18 protein-coding genes and 1 other annotated feature are annotated in these 18,024 nt (G+C 63.0%); of the genes, 4 read left to right on the top strand and 14 right to left on the bottom strand.

Annotated features, from left to right (window positions below):
* Positions 1–60: 60 nt before the first annotated feature.
* From ROE7235_RS10725 to cysG, 7 genes are all read right to left on the bottom strand, one after another.
* On the bottom strand, positions 61–915 hold the full coding sequence (locus ROE7235_RS10725; RefSeq protein WP_121095473.1) for a universal stress protein: 855 nt from the start codon (positions 913–915) through the stop codon (positions 61–63).
* Positions 916–929: 14 nt separating this feature from the next.
* A complete protein-coding gene (locus ROE7235_RS10720) occupies positions 930–2,420 on the bottom strand; it encodes a SulP family inorganic anion transporter (protein ID WP_121095525.1) in 1,491 nt (496 codons plus the stop codon).
* A 47-nt stretch (positions 2,421–2,467) separates the two neighbouring features.
* Positions 2,468–2,524: a sequence feature (sul1 is cis-regulatory element that is thought to sense ions involved in sulfur or methionine metabolism; They are found in Alphaproteobacteria), on the bottom strand.
* Positions 2,525–2,639: 115 nt separating this feature from the next.
* The gene (locus ROE7235_RS10715; protein WP_121095471.1) at positions 2,640–3,032 is read right to left on the bottom strand and encodes a DUF934 domain-containing protein; all 393 of its coding nucleotides are present in this window, start codon (positions 3,030–3,032) and stop codon (positions 2,640–2,642) included.
* Positions 3,029–3,754, bottom strand: a complete 726-nt coding sequence (locus ROE7235_RS10710) for a phosphoadenylyl-sulfate reductase (protein ID WP_183073472.1) — start codon at positions 3,752–3,754, stop codon at positions 3,029–3,031. The genes ROE7235_RS10715 and ROE7235_RS10710 overlap by 4 nt, the downstream gene beginning before the upstream one ends.
* Positions 3,732–5,393 carry a nitrite/sulfite reductase gene (locus ROE7235_RS10705; RefSeq protein WP_121095467.1) on the bottom strand — a complete coding sequence of 554 codons (1,662 nt, stop codon included), beginning with the start codon at positions 5,391–5,393 and terminating at the stop codon, positions 3,732–3,734. The genes ROE7235_RS10710 and ROE7235_RS10705 overlap by 23 nt, the downstream gene beginning before the upstream one ends.
* Positions 5,394–5,406: 13 nt before the next feature.
* Positions 5,407–5,706 (bottom strand): DUF2849 domain-containing protein, encoded by a 300-nt coding sequence (locus ROE7235_RS10700; RefSeq protein WP_121095465.1) that lies wholly within the window; start codon positions 5,704–5,706, stop codon positions 5,407–5,409.
* Entirely contained in the window at positions 5,703–7,082 is a 1,380-nt protein-coding gene (cysG, locus tag ROE7235_RS10695) for a siroheme synthase CysG (protein WP_121095523.1), read from the bottom strand. The genes ROE7235_RS10700 and cysG overlap by 4 nt, the downstream gene beginning before the upstream one ends.
* A 270-nt stretch (positions 7,083–7,352) precedes the next feature.
* On the opposite strand from cysG, the gene ROE7235_RS10690 reads away from it, so the two are divergent.
* Positions 7,353–8,270 (top strand): calcium/sodium antiporter, encoded by a 918-nt coding sequence (locus ROE7235_RS10690; protein WP_121095464.1) that lies wholly within the window; start codon positions 7,353–7,355, stop codon positions 8,268–8,270.
* A 15-nt stretch (positions 8,271–8,285) separates the two neighbouring features.
* Here the strand turns inward: ROE7235_RS10690 and aroQ are convergent, their stop codons facing one another.
* From aroQ to ROE7235_RS10655, 7 genes are all read right to left on the bottom strand, one after another.
* On the bottom strand, positions 8,286–8,723 hold the full coding sequence (gene aroQ, locus ROE7235_RS10685) for a type II 3-dehydroquinate dehydratase (protein WP_121095461.1): 438 nt from the start codon (positions 8,721–8,723) through the stop codon (positions 8,286–8,288).
* Positions 8,724–8,795: 72 nt separating this feature from the next.
* Entirely contained in the window at positions 8,796–9,818 is a 1,023-nt protein-coding gene (locus tag ROE7235_RS10680; RefSeq protein ID WP_183073468.1) for an AbrB family transcriptional regulator, read from the bottom strand.
* A complete protein-coding gene (locus tag ROE7235_RS10675; RefSeq protein ID WP_121095457.1) occupies positions 9,805–10,584 on the bottom strand; it encodes a citryl-CoA lyase in 780 nt (259 codons plus the stop codon). Before ROE7235_RS10675 ends, ROE7235_RS10680 begins: the two co-directional genes overlap by 14 nt.
* Positions 10,581–11,777: a CaiB/BaiF CoA transferase family protein gene (locus ROE7235_RS10670; protein WP_121095455.1), complete on the bottom strand. Its 1,197-nt coding sequence runs from the start codon at positions 11,775–11,777 to the stop codon at positions 10,581–10,583. The genes ROE7235_RS10675 and ROE7235_RS10670 overlap by 4 nt, the downstream gene beginning before the upstream one ends.
* Positions 11,767–13,281: a tripartite tricarboxylate transporter permease gene (locus ROE7235_RS10665; RefSeq protein ID WP_121095453.1), complete on the bottom strand. Its 1,515-nt coding sequence runs from the start codon at positions 13,279–13,281 to the stop codon at positions 11,767–11,769. The genes ROE7235_RS10670 and ROE7235_RS10665 overlap by 11 nt, the downstream gene beginning before the upstream one ends.
* Positions 13,282–13,293: 12 nt before the next feature.
* Positions 13,294–13,782: a tripartite tricarboxylate transporter TctB family protein gene (locus ROE7235_RS10660; protein ID WP_121095451.1), complete on the bottom strand. Its 489-nt coding sequence runs from the start codon at positions 13,780–13,782 to the stop codon at positions 13,294–13,296.
* An 85-nt stretch (positions 13,783–13,867) separates the two neighbouring features.
* Positions 13,868–14,854: a tripartite tricarboxylate transporter substrate binding protein gene (locus ROE7235_RS10655; RefSeq protein ID WP_121095449.1), complete on the bottom strand. Its 987-nt coding sequence runs from the start codon at positions 14,852–14,854 to the stop codon at positions 13,868–13,870.
* A gap of 117 nt (positions 14,855–14,971) precedes the next feature.
* Here ROE7235_RS10655 and ROE7235_RS10650 point away from each other — a divergent pair, with 117 nt between their 5' ends.
* Genes ROE7235_RS10650 through ROE7235_RS10640 form a run of 3 tightly spaced genes read left to right on the top strand, consistent with a single transcriptional unit; the run spans position 14,972 to position 18,017 of the window.
* Positions 14,972–15,640 (top strand): response regulator transcription factor, encoded by a 669-nt coding sequence (locus ROE7235_RS10650; RefSeq protein WP_121095447.1) that lies wholly within the window; start codon positions 14,972–14,974, stop codon positions 15,638–15,640.
* Positions 15,637–17,004 (top strand): sensor histidine kinase, encoded by a 1,368-nt coding sequence (locus ROE7235_RS10645; RefSeq protein ID WP_121095445.1) that lies wholly within the window; start codon positions 15,637–15,639, stop codon positions 17,002–17,004. Before ROE7235_RS10650 ends, ROE7235_RS10645 begins: the two co-directional genes overlap by 4 nt.
* Positions 16,974–18,017, top strand: a complete 1,044-nt coding sequence (locus ROE7235_RS10640; protein WP_121095443.1) for an ABC transporter substrate-binding protein — start codon at positions 16,974–16,976, stop codon at positions 18,015–18,017. Before ROE7235_RS10645 ends, ROE7235_RS10640 begins: the two co-directional genes overlap by 31 nt.
* The last annotated feature ends 7 nt before the right edge of the window (positions 18,018–18,024 follow it).

Below are 18,024 nucleotides of genomic sequence, written 5' to 3'. Positions count from 1 at the left end.
GGTGGGGCGCAATCGCTAGTCGTTAACATGTGTCACAACGCTTTAGTGGACACAAGCCGCTCAGCGCATCAACAGCACGGGCACCTTGCAGCTTCGCACCATTTCCGTGGTGCTGGATCCGATGACTAGGCTGCGTATGCGCGAATGGCCATAGGCCCCCATAACAACCATGCCGAACCCCTCGGCCTCGACCAATTTGCCCAGCTCGGTTTCGGGCTGGCCGGGCAGCACGCGTGTATCAGCATTGATTCCGGCGGCTTTCAACAGGGCTTTGGCATCGGTCAGACCTTTTGCAACCTCTGCGCTCTCGGGCCCGACGGTCACGACTGTGACCGCAAGTTCCGCGAAAAGCGGGCTGCGCGCGATGTGATCCACAGCCTGCATGGCGGACCGCCCGCCATCATAGGCCACCAGCACAGAGCGGATGGGCTGGAATGCGCGGGCGGCGACAAGGACAGGCTTGGTCGCTGCACGCACAATGCGTTCGAGGTTCGACCCCAGATGTCCCTTGGCGAAATCGGCAGCTTCACCGCGCTTGCCGACAAGGATGACGCGGGCCTCTGCCTCGATCTCGGAAATCGCCTCGACAACGTCGCCGTGGCGCAGGCGGGTGGTGATGTCGGTCACGCCGTCCTGGTCCACGATGGCGCGCGCGTCTTCCAGCACGGCGCGGCCGCGGTGGTTCATCAGCTTGGCGCGCTGCGCGTCCAGATCGGCCAGCTCTTCCATCAGTTTACTTCGTGCGCCCAGACGGATTGCGCCTGACAGGTCGCGCTGCTCGGGTGCGTCGCGGCGGCCCAGAATATGGATCAGTTCGACCGGCGCGCCGGTGGCTTTGGCGATCCATGCGGCATGGTGGCAGACGCTCTCCGAATAGATCGACCCGTCAACCAGTGCGATAATCTTCCCAGTCATTATTTCCGCCCCTCTCAATGATCCATCAACGTGTCCATGGCGCCCGGCTTGTCATGGATGGCCAGCTTGTCCACCAGCGTTTCGGTGGCCTCGTTCATGCCCACGACCTCGACCTCTGCGCCGTCGCGGCGGAATTTCAGGATAGCCATGTCCAACGCCTGAACAGAGGAAATATCCCAGATATGCGCGCGGCTTACGTCTATCACAACGCGGTCCGGCGCTTCGCGGAAATCGAAGGCGTTCATGAAATCCTCGACAGAGCCGTAAAACAACTGCCCTTCGACGTGATAGGTCCGCACACGCCCGTCGGGGCTGATGTCAGAGCGTACGCTGAACAGTTGCGCGATTTTGCCGGCAAAGAAGATGCCCGACAAAAGCACGCCGACCAGCACACCAATCGCAAGGTTATGGGTGTAGACGACCGTCACAACGGTTGCGATCATTACGATTGAGGATGAGCGCGGATGCGTGCGCAGATTGCCGATGGACGACCATGAAAACGTCCCGATGGACACCATGATCATGATCGCCACCAGCGCGGGCATGGGAATGATGCTGACCAGATCGCCAAGCCCGACAACAAGAATCAGCAGGAAAACCCCCGCAATGAAACACGACAGCCGCCCCCGTCCGCCGGATTTGACGTTGATGATGGACTGCCCGATCATCGCGCATCCCGCCATGCCGCCGATGAAGCCGGTCGCGGTATTGGCGATCCCTTGCCCGATACATTCCTGATTGCGGTCCGACTTGGTGTCGGTCAGGTCATCGACAATGTTCTGCGTCATCAGGCTTTCCAGCAGGCCGACGACGGCCACGGCGACGGAATAGGGCAAGATGATAATCAGCGTGTCCAGCGTCAGCGGAATGTCGGGGAGCAGGAACACGGGCAGCGTGTCGGGCAAGTCGCCCATATCGCCAACGGTGCGCACATCCAGCCCTAGTGCCACGACCAGCCCGGTCAGCACCACGATTGTGACAAGCGGCGACGGGATCGCCTTGGTCAGAAGTGGAAACAGGTAGATGATCGCAAGCCCCAATGCCACAAGCACATAGGTCAGCCAGGTCACATCACGCGGGTCCAGCTCGGGCAGTTGCGCCATGAAAATCAGAATCGCCAGCGCATTCACAAAGCCGGTCATCACGGATTTCGAGACATAGCGCATCACGAAGCCCAGCTTCAGGATGCCCGCTGCGATCTGGATCAGCCCCGCCAGAACGGTCGCGGCCAGCAAGTATTGCAACCCGTGATCCTTGACCAGCGTCACCATCAGCACTGCTGTCGCGGCGGTCGCCGCCGAAATCATGCCGGGCCGCCCGCCCGTGATCGCCACCAGAACGGCGATGGAAAAGCTGGCATAAAGCCCCACCTTGGGGTCCACCCCGGCGATGATGGAAAAGGCGATGGCCTCGGGGATAAGCGCCAGCGCGACCACCAGCCCCGCCAGCAAGTCGCCGCGGATATTGCCCAGCCATTGGCTGCGATAAGCATCGAATGAAATCATCTGTTCAGGGTCCGTGATCGGCAGTCGCGCGCGCGCCGCGGTTCTGTCGTTATCCGGCGGATAGGCGGCCGGAAGAGCCACCCGAAGCTGTGTCCGGGTCCATGTTCGCTGCGTTGCCGCGTAACGGGTTCGGCCTGAAAGGGCAACACGGTTTTGCGAATGGTCTGGCCGCGCGCCCCTTCCAGACGTGCGGTCATGTTTGCTGTGCCCGATAAAGCGTCAGTTTGTGGGCGGCCGCATCAGGCGGGCCTGATAGCTGTCCGCGCGCCAGTCCGCCCGTGCCAGCCAATCTGCTTGCGGCTGGCGGGCCGCGCGGGTGTCGTCTATCTCGACCTCGTCAAAGCCGGCGCGGCGCGCCATGCCGTATTGGTCGGGCATGATCTGACCGCAAGCACGCAGTCGGCCCTGATAGCCCATGCGCCGCAAGCTGCGCGCAATGGTAAAGCCGCGCCCATCGGCGACGCTGGGAAAAGCCACCCGCACCATTGCGATGCCCTCGGCTGGACAGGGCAGGGCGTCCGGGTCGGTTTCCGGCCCCAGATCCAGCATTTTGTTGGGGTCATTGGGGTGGTCCACAGGGGCAAAGCCGTGGTCGTTGACAAGAACGCTCATGCTGCGCTGTCCTTCCTGTCGGGGTGCATCATGCCGCCCGTGAAATGAATTCCGCATTCGGTTTTTGCCGATCCGCGCCACCGCCCCGCGCGCGGGTCTTCGCCCGACCGAACCGGGCTGGTGCACGGCTGGCACCCGATGGATGGATAGCCGCGCGTCACCAGCGGGTGGCGGGGCAGGGCGTGGCGGTCCAGATAGGCGGCGATATCCGCCGCAGTCCACGCCGCAAGCGGGTTCAGACGGATGCGACCTGTTTCAGGCTCGCGCTCTATGGGCAGTAGGCTGGCACGCGTTTCGGCCTGATAGCGCTTGCGCCCGGTGATCCAGCCGTCAAAGCCGTGCAATGCGCGCGCAAGCGGTTCGACCTTGCGCAACTGGCAGCAGCTTTCGCGGTCCGACAGGTGCAGCAGGGCATCCGGGTCGTGGGTGAACAGCGCGCCACGGTCGGGGGTGACATGCCGAATATCGCGCAAGCCCAGATGTTGCGCCAGATCGCGCTGATAGGCCAGCGTTTCGGGGAACAGCGCCAGCGTGTCGATGAAGATCACCGGCAGCGCGCGGTCGATCTGCGCCACCATATGCAGCAGCACCGCCGAATCCGCCCCGAAAGAGGACACCATTGCAACCTTGCCCACGCGTGGAACGGCGCGGGCCAGAAAGTCGGGCGCGGGCAGATGGGCAAGTGGGCGCAATAGGTCGTCATGCGGCGCGGGCATCTTCATCCCTTTCATAAAGCGCGGCCTTGAACGGGGCGTGTCCCAAGCGGCGCAACGTGTCGATAAAGGTCTCGGATGGGCCGTCGCGCAGCGCCAGATAGGCGTTCATCAGCCGATCCAGCGCTGGGATGACCTGATCGTGGGCAAAGCCCGGCCCGGTGCGTTGCCCAAGTGCCGCCGCTTCCGTTGCGTCGCCACCCAGCGTGATCTGGTAGTTTTCCACGCCTGCGCGGTCCAGCCCCAGAATGCCGATGTGACCCAGATGGTGATGGCCGCAGGCGTTAATGCAGCCCGAGATCTTGATCTTCATCGCGCCGATATCCAACTCGCGCGCCGCGAAATGCTGCGCGATATCTTGCGCCACAGGGATGGAGCGCGCGGTGGCCAGCGCACAGTAATCCATGCCGGGGCAGGCGATGATGTCAGAGATCAGCCCGATATTCGCCGTGGCCAACCCTTCGGCCCGCAGCCTTGCATGCAACGCGGGCAAGTCGGATTTATGGACATGCGGCAGGATGACGTTCTGCTCGTGGCTGATGCGCAATTCGCTATGGCCGTAGCTTTCGGCCAGGTCTGCCAGCGTGCGCATCTGCGTGGCTGTCGCATCGCCCGGCGTGGCACCATGCGCTTTCAGGCTGACGGTGACAATGGCGTAGCCCGCGGCACGGTGCGGGTGCAGGTTGGTCTCTGTCCACGACCGGAACACAGGGTCGTTTTGGCGGGCGTCGTCATAGGCACCGGTATTCGTGGTGCGAAATGCTGGCGGTGCGAACTCTGCCTGCAAGTCGCGCAGGATAGCGCGGTCTGCCCCTTTCCATTCGGCCCGCAGCGCATTGAACCGCCGGTCCACGCGGGCGCGGACTTCGTCCACACCCAATTCCTGCACCATGATCTTGATGCGGGCTTTGTATTTGTTGTCGCGCCGCCCGTAGCTGTTATAGGCGCTCAGGATCGCTTCGACATAGGGCAGCAGGTCAGCTTCGGGTAGAAACGGCGTCAGCACTTGCCCGATGAAGGGCGTGCGGCCCAGACCGCCGCCCACGCTGACCTCGAACCCCGGCACGCCCTGCTGCGTGACCATCCGCAACCCGATGTCGTGCGCGCGGGTCGCGGCGCGGTCGCGCGGGCTGCCGGTGATGGCAATCTTGAACTTGCGCGGCAGGAATTGAAATTCCGGGTGGTCGGTGGACCACTGGCGCAGCAATTCCGCCACGGGCCGGGGATCGGCGATCTCATCCGCTGCGGCCCCCGCGAAGTGATCCGCCGTGACGTTGCGCACGCAATTGCCTGATGTCTGAATGGCATGCAATCCGGCCTCGGCCAGCGCATCCAGCATATCGGGCACGTCGCGCAAGCGCGGCCAGTTGAACTGGATGTTCTGGCGCGTGGTGAAATGGCCATAGCCCTTGTCCCAGCGGTCGGCCACATCGGCCAGCTTGCGCATTTGGGCGCTGGACAGCGTGCCATAGGGGATGGCAACCCGAAGCATATAGGCGTGCAGTTGCAGATAGAGGCCATTCATCAAGCGCAGGGGCTTGAATTCATCCTCCGTCAAAGCGCCCGACAAGCGGCGCTCCACCTGCGCGCGGAATTGCGCGTTGCGGGTTGCAAGAAAGTCGTGGTCGAATTCTGTATAGGTATACATGGCGTTGCTCCTGCTAGGCTTGGGCTTGTTTGCCATGGGCGTAGTTGGACGGGCCTTGCGCACGGAATGCTTCGCGAAAATGGCCGGGTTGCGGGCCCTCTGGCGCGGCGATGGCTGGGGCCAGATACGCACCTACCAGCCGGTCCTGCTGGCCCTCGGCCATGTCCAAGGCTTCGGCGGCGGCGCGGGCATCGGTAAACAGACGCGCGCGGTCAAGCTCGCGCACCCACCGGTCGGCAGGATCCAGATAGATCACATCGCCCTCCAGCAGGTCATTGGCGGTCAGCACGGACGGGGTGAATTGGCGGCTCATAAGGCAAGCTCCGTTTTGCTTTGGGATTGGGCGGCACGGCGCGGCGGCAGGCCCAGAAGGATGATCGCGGGGCCGCGCAGGTTGGCGGCTGCCTGTGGCAAGTCGGACAGGGCGGTGTGAAGGCGCGTCTCGTCGGGACAAGAGGCGTTTTCGACAATCGCCACATCCATCGCAGGGCTGGCGCCGTGCATCAGCAACCGACCCTGCACAAACCGTGCAGCGCGTTTGCCCATGTATAGCGCCGTGACGGCACCGGGGGCAGCCAACGCGCGCCAGTCGGCTTCGGCAAAGCCCTTCATGTCATGCGCCGTGACCAGCCGCAGGTCGCGATTGCGCCCGCGCCGTGTCAGGCTTTGGCCAAGGCTGGCCGCGGCGGCACTGGCGCTCGTCACACCGGGGATGACCTGCCACGCGATCCCTGCGGCGTCGAGCGCGTCTGTTTCCTCGTCCAGCCGTCCGAAGATGCTGGCATCGCCCCCCTTCAGCCGGACCACATGCGCGCCCTGTCCGGCATGTTCGACCAAGGCTGCGTTGATCTCGGATTGTGGCACAGACGGGCCATAGCCCTCTTTGCCAACGGCGATGATCCGCGCCTCGCGCCGGATAAGCTCAAGGATTGCACCGCTCACCAGCCGGTCGTGAATGACAACATCGGCGCGATCCAGCAACTTGCGCGCTTTGAGCGTCAGAAGGTCGGGGTCGCCCGGTCCGGCGCTGACGAAATCCACTTTGCCCGCCGCAGGCTCTTGCGCCATGTGGCGGGCCAGCAAACCATCGAGCACGGCGCGCACGTCGCTCTCTCCGCCATGGGCCAGTGCGTCCGGTCCTGCGCGGTCGTAGAATTCGGCCCAGAAATCGCGCCGTGCCGCGCCCATGGGCAAATTCTCTGCCATCGGACGAAACGCCTTGCCGATGCGGGCAAGCGTACCAAGGCTGGCGGGGAGATCGCTCTCCAGCCCGGCTTTGATCTTGCGTGCAAGCACGGGCGCAGCGCCTTCGGTGCCGATGGCCACGACCACGGGGTCACGGTCCACAATGGCGGGGGTTATGAAATCGGACGCATCCAGATTATCGACCACGTTTACCAGAACGCCCGCCTTGTGGCCCAGAGCACGGATGCGCGCATCCTGCGCGTCATCCTCCGTCGCGGCATAGACCAGACGCGCGTCATGCAGATCGCATCCCAGAAGCGGACGGTGCACTAACGTCACGCGCGGGCGCAAAGCCATGATGTCGGGCAGAAACGCCGATGCGCATAGCGTGATCCGGGCCTCTGTTTTCAGCAACAGACGCAGCTTCGCCAAAGCGGCCTCTCCGCCGCCACCGATCACGACATGCGCGCCATTCAGGTTCAGGAAAATCGGAAAATGTTGCATCTGCATCCTCTGGGCTTTCAATGCAATAAATGGAACAAAATCCTGAAAAATGCCATATAGTGCCTTTAGAAAGGAAATATGTTCTTCATTATTCGGCAAATTGCAAAACAAGACCACCGAAAACAGCGCAAGGTTGATAAGTTTCCAAGGATGGATCATCCTCGGAACGAGGCGCGAAATCGACCGGGGCTTGTTTCCGGCAACAGGCTTCCCATTTGCGCGTGACAACGGCCCGGAAGGCTGTTGCGTCAAAGACAAAGGGACATCTTCATGGACTGGATACTGTTGGGCGCCGGCTTGCTGGGCCTGTTGCTTGGTGGCGAGTCGCTGGTGCGCGGCGCTGTGGATATTGCACGAACGCTCGCCATGCCGCCCATGTTGATCGGCCTGACCGTTGTCGGTTTCGGCACATCCACGCCGGAACTGCTGGTTTCTGTCGATGCTGCGTTGCGCGGCGTGCCGGATATTGCGATCGGCAACGTCGTGGGGTCGAATATCGGGAATATTCTGCTCATCGTGGGCCTTACCGCGCTGATCTGGCCCATTCGGGTCACGGGCCAGACGTTGCGCCGTGATCTGGGTGTGATGATCGTCGCCGCCCTATGTCTGCTGCCGCTGTTCTGGATGGGGGTCATACCCCGTTTGGCCGGTGTGGCGCTTGTTGCCGGTTTGGCGGCATATCTAGCTTGGGCCTATCTGGCCCCGCGTGGCACGCCCGAGCCTGATGTCGCCGTGCCGCCGAAACCCGTGTGGCAGGCCTTGGCATGGCTGCTCTTTGGTCTGGCGGCGCTGATGCTGGGCGCGCGGTTGTTGGTGGACGGTGCGGTCAACATTGCCCAGGCGTTCGGGCTGTCTGAAGCGTTCATTGGCCTGACAATTGTCGCAGTCGGCACATCCCTGCCGGAACTGGCCACGTCTTGTATTGCTGCCTTGCGCCGCCAGTCGGACATCGCGATCGGCAATATTGTCGGGTCCAACATTTTCAACGTTCTGGGCATTTTGGGGGCCACGGCTATCATTACCCCAATCCCCGTGGCAGATCGGTTCCTGGTGCTGGATTTGCCGGTCATGCTGGCGGCGTCGGGTCTGCTCGCCGTGCTTTTGCTGGTGCGCTCCGGCGTCGGGCGCAGCGGCGGCGCGGCGCTGCTGCTGGCCTATAGTGCCTATCTGTGGCTTGCACAGGGATGAGCTGCCATAGTTCGCCTAGCCCAAAAGCTGCGCCATGTGACGCAATGCCAGCTCATACCCATGCACCCCGAAACCCGCCATAACCGCATCTGCACGCTGGCTGACATAGGAATGATGGCGGAACGCCTCGCGTTTGTGGACCTGGCTGATATGCAGTTCAATGACCGGACCGTCAAAACTGTTCAGCGCGTCCAGCACCGCGACAGAAGTATGCGTCAGCGCGGCGGGGTTGATGACAATGCCCGCCGCCGTGCCGCGCGCCTCTTGCACCCAGTCCACGATCTGCCCTTCGTGGTTTGACTGCTTGAATGATATCTCCAGCCCCAGTTCCGCGCCAAGAGCGCGGCAAGCGCCTTCGACATCGGCCAAGGTTGTCCGCCCATAGACATCAGGTTCGCGCTGGCCCAGCAAGTTCAGGTTGGGACCGTTCAGAAAATAGATAGGCCGGGGCATCTGGCATGTCCTTTCAGGGCTGGTGGAGGCGTTGTAGCCGCAGACCACGCGTCAGGCCAAGCAAAAGACGTGCTACCGCCGCACAAGAAGCGGAATAAGCAATCCAAGCGCAAACAACCGGAACACATGATGGGCTGCAACAAGCGCCGGTTCGAGCCCGGTTTCTATGGCAAGGGCCGCCATCACTTCGACCCCGCCGGGGGCAAAGGCCAATAGCAGCGCGGCAGCGGGCAAGCCGATAAGTTCGGCCGCCAGAAGCGCGCCGACTGCCGCAACCGCACACGCGATCAGGGTGGTGATCGTGCCCGCCAGAAGCGCGCCGGGCAGGGCGCGACGGTCGAACCCGCGAAACCGCGTTCCGATCAGCGATCCCATGCAGACAAAGGCGATTGTGGTCAGCGCGGGCGGCATGATGCCGGGTGTCAGGTCGCTGCCATGGCCGATGGCAGAGACCGCCATGGCACCGATCAGCAGCGCCGCCGGCACCCGAAACCGCTGGAACACAAGCCCCATGCCGACTGCCAGCGGGAACAGCACCAATAGCGCGACTGGCCTGATATGGTCTGACTGCGCCAGAATGCTTGTTCCTTCGACGCCCCAAAGCGCGATCAGGACCGGCACCAGCAGTGTCAGCAGCAAGACCCGCACGGTTTGCACAAGCGCAATGCGTGGCACATCGGCCTTCAGGTCGGTGGACAGGGCCAGAACGAAGCTCAGATGACCGGGCATTGCGGCCAGTGTCGCGGTGTTGCGGCTATAGCGAAACCCGCGCATCAGAACCGTTCGTGCGGCAAACACAACCGCAACAAGCGTTACTACAAGCACTGCAAGCGAGACGGGCCATTTGAGCGCGGTTGACAGCACCTCTGGCGTGACGCTGCTGCCAATGGACAAACCGATCAGAACAAAAACCGTATCGCGCAAAAGCGATGGAATATGGGTCGGTGCGCCCAGCAATGTGGCCAGCGAAACCGCCGCCGCAGGCCCTGTCAGCACGTAGGCAGGAAAGCCCACAGCCCAGAACAGTCCAGCGCCAGCGGTGCCTATCGTCAATGTCAGCACTGTTTGCAGAGCAGCGCCTTCAGTCCGGATCATAGGTCCACCTGTATGCGGGCGGGGTCGGCCCCTTGTTCCGCCCGCCCTGTTCGGTCTGCTCCCACGCATGGGCCAGCAGGCCAACGCTGCGCGACAGGCCGAAAAAGCCGCGCGCCAAAGGCGGCGGACAGCCCAGTTCGGCATAGATGACGGCAGTTGCGCCGTCGATATTCATGGGCACGGGTTTGCCGCGTTCCTGCACCAGATGGCGTTCGATTGCGCGGGCGATCATGGCGATTTGGCCGCCGACCGCCCCCTGACTGGCCGCATCATCCACCAGCGCCAACAGGCGCGGCGCGCGCGGGTCGACGGGTTTGTGAAAGCGGTGGCCGAAGCCCGGCAGGTAGCTGCCATGTTCCATGCGCCATGTATTAAGGGTTTGCGCCAGATTATCCGGCCCGCTCTCCAGCGCTCGCTGGTAGAGTGCGACGGCCTGTTCGCCCGCGCCCCCATGCACATCGCCCAGCATGTTCAGCCCCGTGGCCATGGCAGATTGCAACCCCACGCCGCAGGTCGCCGCCATGCGCGCGGCGGCGATAGAGGGGGCTTGCGGGCCATGGTCCACAGCGGCCACAAGCGCGGCTTCGAACAAGGCCGCACGCGGGCCGTCAATCTTCTCGCCCATGACCAGCAGCCAGATAATCTGGGCAAAGCTTGTATGGCCGATCAGATCCTGCACCGGGTGCCCGCGCAAGTGAATTCGCCCCGGTTCCATGTCTATGATGGCGGTGCGCCACCAATCCGCCACGTCTTTGCCGTCAGTCATGTCACGCCCTCAGCGCGCAGGGATTCGATGTCATTGGCGGTATAGCCCAATGCCTTCAGGATGTCGGCGCTATCTGCGCCCAAAGCGGGCGGTGGCGTGGCAACAGACGGGCGTTCGCCGTCGAGCATGACGCCCACACGCATCAGCTCTATCGCGCGGTCAAGGCCCGGTGTGTCCATGAACCGCGCCAGCAGGTCGCGCCCCGAAATCTGCGGATGGCGCAATATGTCGGGCACGGTCATCACGGCCCCGGCAGGCACGCCGATTGCATTCAGCGCATCGGCCCACGCGGTCGCGGGGCGGGTGGTCAGCACGGTTTCCAACTCTGCGCGCAGGCGCAGGCGGTTGCGTTTGCGGTCCTCTCGGGTAGCGAAATCGGGGGTGTCCAGCAGGTCAGCGCGGCCAAGTTGGTTGGCCAGCAGGTGCCATTGCTCATCCTTGTTGGCGGCGATGTTCAACAACCCATCGGCGCATTGAAACGCGCCAGACGGGGCGGATGTGGGGTTCTCATTGCCCTGCCGCTGCGGTGTGACCCCGCCGATCAGGTGGTTCGACACCACCCAGCCCATGGTTGCCAGCACCGCATCGACCATGGGCACGTCGATGAACGCGCCACGGGGCGACGCGTTCAAAGCCGCGCAAACGGCCATCGCAGCGGTCAGCCCGCCCACGGTGTCTGCCAGTGGGTAGCCGACGCGGGTGGCGGTGCCGTCGGCCTCTCCCGTCACCGACATGACGCCCGACGCGCCTTGCACGATCTGGTCATAGGCCGGGCGGTCTGCCCATGGCCCGGTCTGCCCAAAGCCCGAGATCGCGCAATAGACCAGCCTCGGGTTTTTCACCTTCAGCGCGTCATATCCCAGCCCCAGCCGATCCATCACGCCGGGGCGGAAGTTCTCGACCAGCACATCGGCGCTTTGCACCAGTTTGCGCAACACTTCTTTGCCGCGCGGGTGCTTCAGGTTCAACGTGATCGACCGTTTGCCTGCATTCTGCGCCAGAAAGCTGATGCCCATGCCGCGCGCCGACAACTCCGGGTCGGCCCCCAAGTTGCGGGCCAGATCGCCGCGCCCCACGGCTTCGACCTTTATGACCTCTGCGCCCAGATGCGCCAGTTGATGGCACGCAAACGGCCCCGCCAGCACGTTGGTCAGGTCCAGAACCTGAACCCCGCGCAGCGGATCAGTCGCCATCAGCCACGCCCTCGGCCCGTTTGCGCGCGCGGTAGCCACGGTAGCTGGGCAACAGAACCAGCAGCGCTGCCAGCACCAGCAAACCGAGCGTCATCGGGCGTTCCAGGATAAACCCGAAGCCGCGATATAGCTGCATTGCGCGCGCGAAGTTATCTTCCAGCATAGTGCCAAGGATGAACCCGATCAGCAGCGGTGCCAGCGGGTAATCGGCAAAGCGCAGGATGGTCGCGATCACGCCAAAGCCCACGAGGATCAGCAGTTCCGTGGAATTGTTCTGCCCCAGATAGCTGCCCATCAAAGTGAAGAACAGGATGAACGGGATCAGGAAGGTGCGCGGAATGGTCAGGATCTTGGCGATATAAGGGATCAGCGGCAGGTTCAGGATGAGCAGCACCAGATTGCCGATATACATTGAGATGATGACCGCCCAGAACACATCGGGCGTGTCGGTCATCAGCCGTGGGCCCGGTGTGACATTCAGCGCCAGAAGCGCGCCCAGCAGAATGGCCGTGGTGCCCGATCCCGGAATGCCCAGCGTCAGCAACGGAACGAAAGAACCGGTGCACGCCGCGTTATTGGCAGATTCCGGCGCGGCGAGGCCCTTGATAGACCCTTTGCCGAATTCCTCCTGCTCCTTACCCTTGGCGATGTTGCGTTCGACGGCGTAGCCCAGAAAGCTGGCAATGGTCGCGCCTGCGCCCGGTAGGACGCCAATGAAAAAGCCCTGAATCGATTGCCGCCCGATAACCGGGGCGATGGATTTGGCTTCTTCCTTGGAAATGCGCAGGTTGTCGATCTTGCCACTGTCACCCGTCGCAGCGCGTGAGGGGTTCATGACTAGAAAAAGCGCTTCGGGCAGGGCGAACATGGCCATGGCCAGCGTGATGAAGGAAAAGCCCGATTGCAGGTCCATCATCCCGAAGGTGAAGCGCGGCATGTTCGACAATGCCCCTTCGCCGACGGTGCCAAGGATCAGGCCCAGAATGGTCATCATCAGCGCCTTGGCCACTTGGCCCGTGCCCGCGAATGCCGCGATGGCCGACAGGCCCACAACCATCAGCGCGAAATACTCGGCCGAATGGAACAGGAGTGCCACCGACGACAGTGCGGGCGCGAAGATCATCAGCAGCACGGCACCAATGGTGCCGCCCGCGAAGCTGGCGATGGCGGCGATGGTCAGCGCCTTGCCCGCTTGCCCCTTCCGCGCCATTGGGTAGCCGTCGAAACTGGAGGCCACGGTGCCCGCCACCCCCGGCGCGTTCAGCAAGATGGAACTGGTCGAGCCCCCGAAGATCGCACCGTAATAGACGCCCGACAGCAGGATCAGCGCCGCCGTGGGGTCGCCGATGCCAATGGCGACTGGGATCATGATGGCGATGATGGACATTGGCCCCAGACCCGGCAACATGCCGATCAGGGTGCCTATCAGGCAGCCCATGACCACCATCATCAGGTTGAACGGGGAAATCGCGGCAGACAGGCCGATCAGCAAACCTTCAAGCATTGCAGTGTCCCCTTACATGAACATGGCGGGCCAAGGGCGCAGGAATATCCCCAACACCTCTTGCACCAGATACCAGATGGACCCGACGGCAATGCCCGCGACCGGCAGCAGGATGTGAATGCGCCGCTCGCCCAGCAGGACCGACCCAAGCACCAGAAAGCCGATGGTCGAGCCGACAAAACCCAGCGGGCGCAGCGTCAGCGCATAGGCGACCATCAGCACCAGAAGTGCCCCGGCTTGCCAGATGTGGTAATCGCCAAGTCGCGTCAGGTCTATCGCGCCGTCCTTGGCAGGCTTTGGGCCACCGGGTTTTGGGGTGAATAGCACGATCAACCCCACGATCAGGCCCAGAATGGTCAGGATCTTGGGGAAGGTGGACGGCCAGATCGGGTTTCGCCGCAGGATGGGCGGCAGGCTGTCATCCATGGTAAAGAAAGCCGCGTAGCCATACACGCACACCAGCGCGATGAAGGCCAGCGCGATCCAGCGATCGAGCGCCATCTGTCATCCCCTTTATTCGTGGTGTTTGAAAACGGTGCGGCTGGCCCGGCCCAGGGGCAGGCCAGCCGCGATCAGAGTTGCGGGATCAGAGGAAGCCCAGATCACGCATCAGGTCGCCCAACTGCTTTTCCTGTGCTTCCAGGAACGCGGTGAAATCGTCACCGGGACGGTAGATGTTGACCAGACCCATGCGCGCGCGCACGGTTTCCCACTCGGGGGTTTCCATCATCGTGGCCAGCATGTCCTGATAGGCAGTCAGCTGCTCTGCGGGCAGGTCGGGGGCCGCGAAGAAGCCGCGCCAGTTGACGAATTGCGCGTCGATGCCTTGCTCGGCAAAGGTGGGCGCGGCGTCATAGGCGGGCACACGCTCGGGCGAGGTGACGCCCAGAATGCGCACTTCGCCTTGGTCTGCCAGTGCGATGGCTTCGGAAAAGCCGGTCGAGAGCGCGTCGATCTCGCCCGACAGAAGGCCCGCCATGGCCTCGCCACCCGCGTCATAGCCGATATAGTTGAAGGCGGTCGGGTCTTCGCCCGCGCCCTGCATCACGATGGCTGCGACCAGATGATCCATGCCACCGGGAACCGAACCGCCGCCAATGGCAAACCCAAGCGGGTCTTCGCGGTATTCGGCCAGCGCGTCTTCCATGCTTTGCAGCGGGCTGTCATTGGTCACGACCATAGCTGCGTAGTCGCCCACGGTGCCGGCAACCATGGTCAGGTCGCGGAAGCTTTGTGCGATTTCGCCGGTCAGCGCACGAATCACGATGGGGGTCGAGTTGACCATCAGTGTGCCATGGCTGGAAGCGGCGTTCTCGATCAGGTTGCCGATGGCCACACCGCCGCCGCCGCCCGACATGTTCTCGAAGGTCGCGTTGCCGACCAGGCCAGAATTGACCAGCGCTTCGCCCGTGCCGCGCGCAGTGCCGTCCCAGCCGCCGCCAGCGCCACCGGGGATCAGGAAATGCACGGCATCCATCTTTTGCATGTCTTGCGCCTGCGCGCTGCCTGCGAGTGCCACGGTTGCGGTTGCCGCTGCGATGATCGCGCGACGGGTCCACCCAAAGGTGTTCATTGGTAGTCCTCCCATTTGACAGGCGGTCCTCTGCCGCCCATGGTCATTGCAGAACACAGAAAGCTGACAGAAGCCTGACACGGGGCACGGGCGCGTCACATCACAAGGAACAATCGGGTGCGCTACCTGCTGGTAGAGGACAATGCCGAACTGGCCGACGGCATCGTGAAACGGCTGGCGATGGATGGTCATGCGATTGACCATGCCGCGACCTTGGCCGCGGCAGAGGATTGTCTGGCAGTCGCGCATTATGATCTGATCTTGCTGGATGTCATGCTGCCCGATGGCGACGGGCGTGATTTTCTGGCCCGCAGCCGCGCCCATCTGGAAACGCCCGTCATCATGCTGACCGCGCGGGCGCAGGTTTCCGACCGCGTGGGCGCGCTGGATCAGGGCGCGGATGACTACATCACCAAACCGTTCGATTTTCTGGAGCTGGAAGCGCGCTGCCGTGCCGTGCTGCGCCGCCGTGGCGGATTGGCGCGGAACCAGATCGCGCTGGGCCCGGCGCAGTTCGACCCGGCCGCAGGCACCTTGGAGCATGACGGCCAGACCATAGATTTGCGCAACCGGGAAATTCGTCTGCTCGAGATTTTTGCCCGTCATCCCGGACAGATCCTGTCGAAAGCACAGGTCATGGATCATCTGTTTTCCTATGATGCCGAAGTGACCGAGAACGCAATAGAGGTTTATGTCGGGCGATTGCGTCGCCGCATTGACGGTATGGGCTTCCGCATAGAGACGGTGCGCGGTCTTGGCTACCGCATGGATACCGACGCGCCATGATACAGACCGCCTCTATCGGGCAACGCCTGACGCTGCTGCTGGCGGGGGTTGCCGCCGCGCTATCGGTGCTAAGCTGGGGTATGGTCACAAGCCTTGCCGCGCAAGCCGCCGCGCGCACGCAGGATAACGTGCTGGCCGCGTCTGCCACCACCATTGCCGAAACCCTGCGCAGCGAGCAGGGCGAGGTCCGGCTGGAACTGCCCTACGCGGCCTTTGCCATGCTGGGAGCGATCAGCGAGGACCGTGTGTTTTACCGCGTTATCGCCGCAGACGAGGTGCTGACCGGTTATGATGATCTACCGGCCCCGGCGACAAGCGAAATCGGGCAGGTGGTGTTCGACACAGGCCAGTATCGCGGGGCCGAAATCCGCATGTCATCGGTCACGCGTTTGGTGCTGGCCGGGATGGAACGGGTGGCAGTGACGGTGTCGGTTGCGCAAACCCGTGACGGTGTCGATGCGGTTACGTCAGATATCTCGCGGCTGGCGGGCCTGCTTTCCGTGGCCTTTTTCTTCGTCGCGGTGGCGCTTTCGGCGATCGCGGCGCGCCTGTCTTTGCGTCCGTTGAACCTGATTGCGGCGTCGGTGTCGCGCAGGGGGCCGTCGGATTTGCGCCCGTTGCTGCGGGCCGCACCCGCTGATCTTGCGCCGTTGCTCGATGCGCTGAACCGCCTGATGGAGCGGCTGCGCCTGTCTATCCGCCGGTCCGAGGATTTTATCGCAGAGGCCGCGCACCGTGTGCGCACACCTTTGGCCACGGTTCGGACACAGGCCGAAATCGCGCTGCGCACCGTATCCGATGAAGCTGAAAAAGAGCGTTTGCGCCGGATCATTCGCGCGGTGGATGAAAGCGCGCGCTCTGCCGGGCAATTGCTGGACCATGCGACCGTGGCCTACCGGGTCGAGGATCTGGCCCGCGACCGCTTGGACCTGTCCGATCTGGCCCGCCAGACCGCCGCCGCGCTGGAGCCCACGGCGGCGATGCGCGACATACAGTTCACGCTCGACTTGACGCCCGCGCCCATTCGGGGCGATGCCGTGCTGCTGGACAGCGCCATTCGCAACGTGCTGGACAATGCCATCAAATACTCTCCCGAGGATACGACGGTGAGCCTACAGATCGTGCTGGACGCCGCGCAAGCGCGGCTGCGTGTGCGCGATCAGGGAACGGGCTTGGGTGATGGCCCGATGGACGTGCTGACCGAACGGTTCCGCAGGGGCGGCAATGTTGCGGGTGTGGTCGGGTCCGGGCTTGGGCTGACCATCGCTGCCGAGGTTCTGCGCGCCCATGGTGGGCGGCTGGAACTGGAGAATTGTGAAAATGGGAGTGGCGCATGCGTTTCGCTTGTCTTGCCTTTGGTTTGATCCTGTCGCTTGGTGCGCCCGCGACAGCCCAAGAGATCGAGGATCACCGCTTTTTTCCCGGCACATCCGACCGTGTTCTGCGGGTGGTATCGACCACTGATCTGGACGTGTTTGAACCCTATATCCGCGCCTTTCAGGCAGAGCGCCCCGAGGTGGCAGTGGACTATAGCGTGATGTCATCCAGCGTGTTGCATCAAGCGATCCGCGATGGCGCACAGGCCGATCTTGTCATTTCCTCCGCGATGGATTTGCAATTCCAACTGGTCAATGACGGGTTCGCGCTGCCCTATCGCTCGGACCAGACCGATGCACTGCCCGACTGGGCGCGCTGGCGCGACCTGATCTTTGCGTTTACCACCGAACCGGCTGTCGTCGTTATCAACACTGCGCGGTTCGCGGGTCTGGAACTGCCGACCACGCGGCAGGATCTGATCGCCGCCTTGCGCGACAATCCCGACCGATTTCAGGATGGGTTGGGCACATATGACGTCCGAGACAGCGGTCTCGGCTATTTATTCGCCACGCAAGAGGATCGCTCGACCGATGCCTATTGGCGGTTGAACGAGGTGATGGGGCGCTTGCGCACCAGCTTTTATTGCTGTTCGTCGCAAATGATCGACGATGTCGCCTCGGGGCGGTTGGCGCTGGCATATAATGTGCTTGGCAGCTACGCGGCAGAAGAACTGGCGCGTGGGTCTGAGGGGCGTGTTCAGGTCATTCGCATGCAGGACTTTGCCAATGTCATTTTGCGCACTGTATTCATTCCCGCTGGCGCGCAGGAAACCCTGCTCGCAGGTATGATGGTCGATATGCTGCTTCGTCTGGCGCTGCGCGAAACGCCGGATGGCTGGCCGCTTCCGCCGCTAAGCCAAACGGTGGAAGGGCCGTCCTTGGGCTTTGGTCCGATCAAGCTCGGCCCCGCGCTGCTGACATATCTGGACCCCCTGAACCGCCGCGCGTTTCTGGCCGAATGGGAAAACGCGATGGAGCAGCGCCCTCCGCTGCCGCAATGACCCGCGC

It is taken from the genome of Roseinatronobacter ekhonensis (assembly GCF_900499075.1).
In the GTDB taxonomy this organism is placed as follows: Bacteria; Pseudomonadota; Alphaproteobacteria; order Rhodobacterales; family Rhodobacteraceae; genus Roseinatronobacter; species Roseinatronobacter ekhonensis.
This window is presented reverse-complemented; position numbering and strand designations above follow the sequence as displayed.

Excerpts from the sequence above, each read along its gene's own strand:
- ROE7235_RS10670 (WP_121095455.1), bottom strand. The coding sequence starts at position 11,777 with ATGGCGACTGATCCGCTGCGCGGGGTTCAGGTTCTGGACCTGACCAAC.
- ROE7235_RS10660 (WP_121095451.1), bottom strand. The coding sequence starts at position 13,782 with ATGGCGCTCGATCGCTGGATCGCGCTGGCCTTCATCGCGCTGGTGTGC.
- ROE7235_RS10690 (WP_121095464.1), top strand. The coding sequence starts at position 7,353 with ATGGACTGGATACTGTTGGGCGCCGGCTTGCTGGGCCTGTTGCTTGGT.
- ROE7235_RS10715 (WP_121095471.1), bottom strand. The coding sequence starts at position 3,032 with ATGAGCGTTCTTGTCAACGACCACGGCTTTGCCCCTGTGGACCACCCC.
- ROE7235_RS10640 (WP_121095443.1), top strand. The coding sequence starts at position 16,974 with ATGCGTTTCGCTTGTCTTGCCTTTGGTTTGATCCTGTCGCTTGGTGCG.
- ROE7235_RS10725 (WP_121095473.1), bottom strand. The coding sequence starts at position 915 with ATGACTGGGAAGATTATCGCACTGGTTGACGGGTCGATCTATTCGGAG.
- ROE7235_RS10675 (WP_121095457.1), bottom strand. The coding sequence starts at position 10,584 with ATGACTGACGGCAAAGACGTGGCGGATTGGTGGCGCACCGCCATCATA.
- ROE7235_RS10680 (WP_183073468.1), bottom strand. The coding sequence starts at position 9,818 with ATGATCCGGACTGAAGGCGCTGCTCTGCAAACAGTGCTGACATTGACG.
- ROE7235_RS10720 (WP_121095525.1), bottom strand. The coding sequence starts at position 2,420 with ATGATTTCATTCGATGCTTATCGCAGCCAATGGCTGGGCAATATCCGC.
- ROE7235_RS10665 (WP_121095453.1), bottom strand. The coding sequence starts at position 13,281 with ATGCTTGAAGGTTTGCTGATCGGCCTGTCTGCCGCGATTTCCCCGTTC.
- ROE7235_RS10700 (WP_121095465.1), bottom strand. The coding sequence starts at position 5,706 with ATGAGCCGCCAATTCACCCCGTCCGTGCTGACCGCCAATGACCTGCTG.
- ROE7235_RS10710 (WP_183073472.1), bottom strand. The coding sequence starts at position 3,754 with ATGAAGATGCCCGCGCCGCATGACGACCTATTGCGCCCACTTGCCCAT.
- aroQ (WP_121095461.1), bottom strand. The coding sequence starts at position 8,723 with ATGCCCCGGCCTATCTATTTTCTGAACGGTCCCAACCTGAACTTGCTG.
- ROE7235_RS10655 (WP_121095449.1), bottom strand. The coding sequence starts at position 14,854 with ATGAACACCTTTGGGTGGACCCGTCGCGCGATCATCGCAGCGGCAACC.
- cysG (WP_121095523.1), bottom strand. The coding sequence starts at position 7,082 with ATGCAACATTTTCCGATTTTCCTGAACCTGAATGGCGCGCATGTCGTG.
- ROE7235_RS10705 (WP_121095467.1), bottom strand. The coding sequence starts at position 5,393 with ATGTATACCTATACAGAATTCGACCACGACTTTCTTGCAACCCGCAAC.
- ROE7235_RS10645 (WP_121095445.1), top strand. The coding sequence starts at position 15,637 with ATGATACAGACCGCCTCTATCGGGCAACGCCTGACGCTGCTGCTGGCG.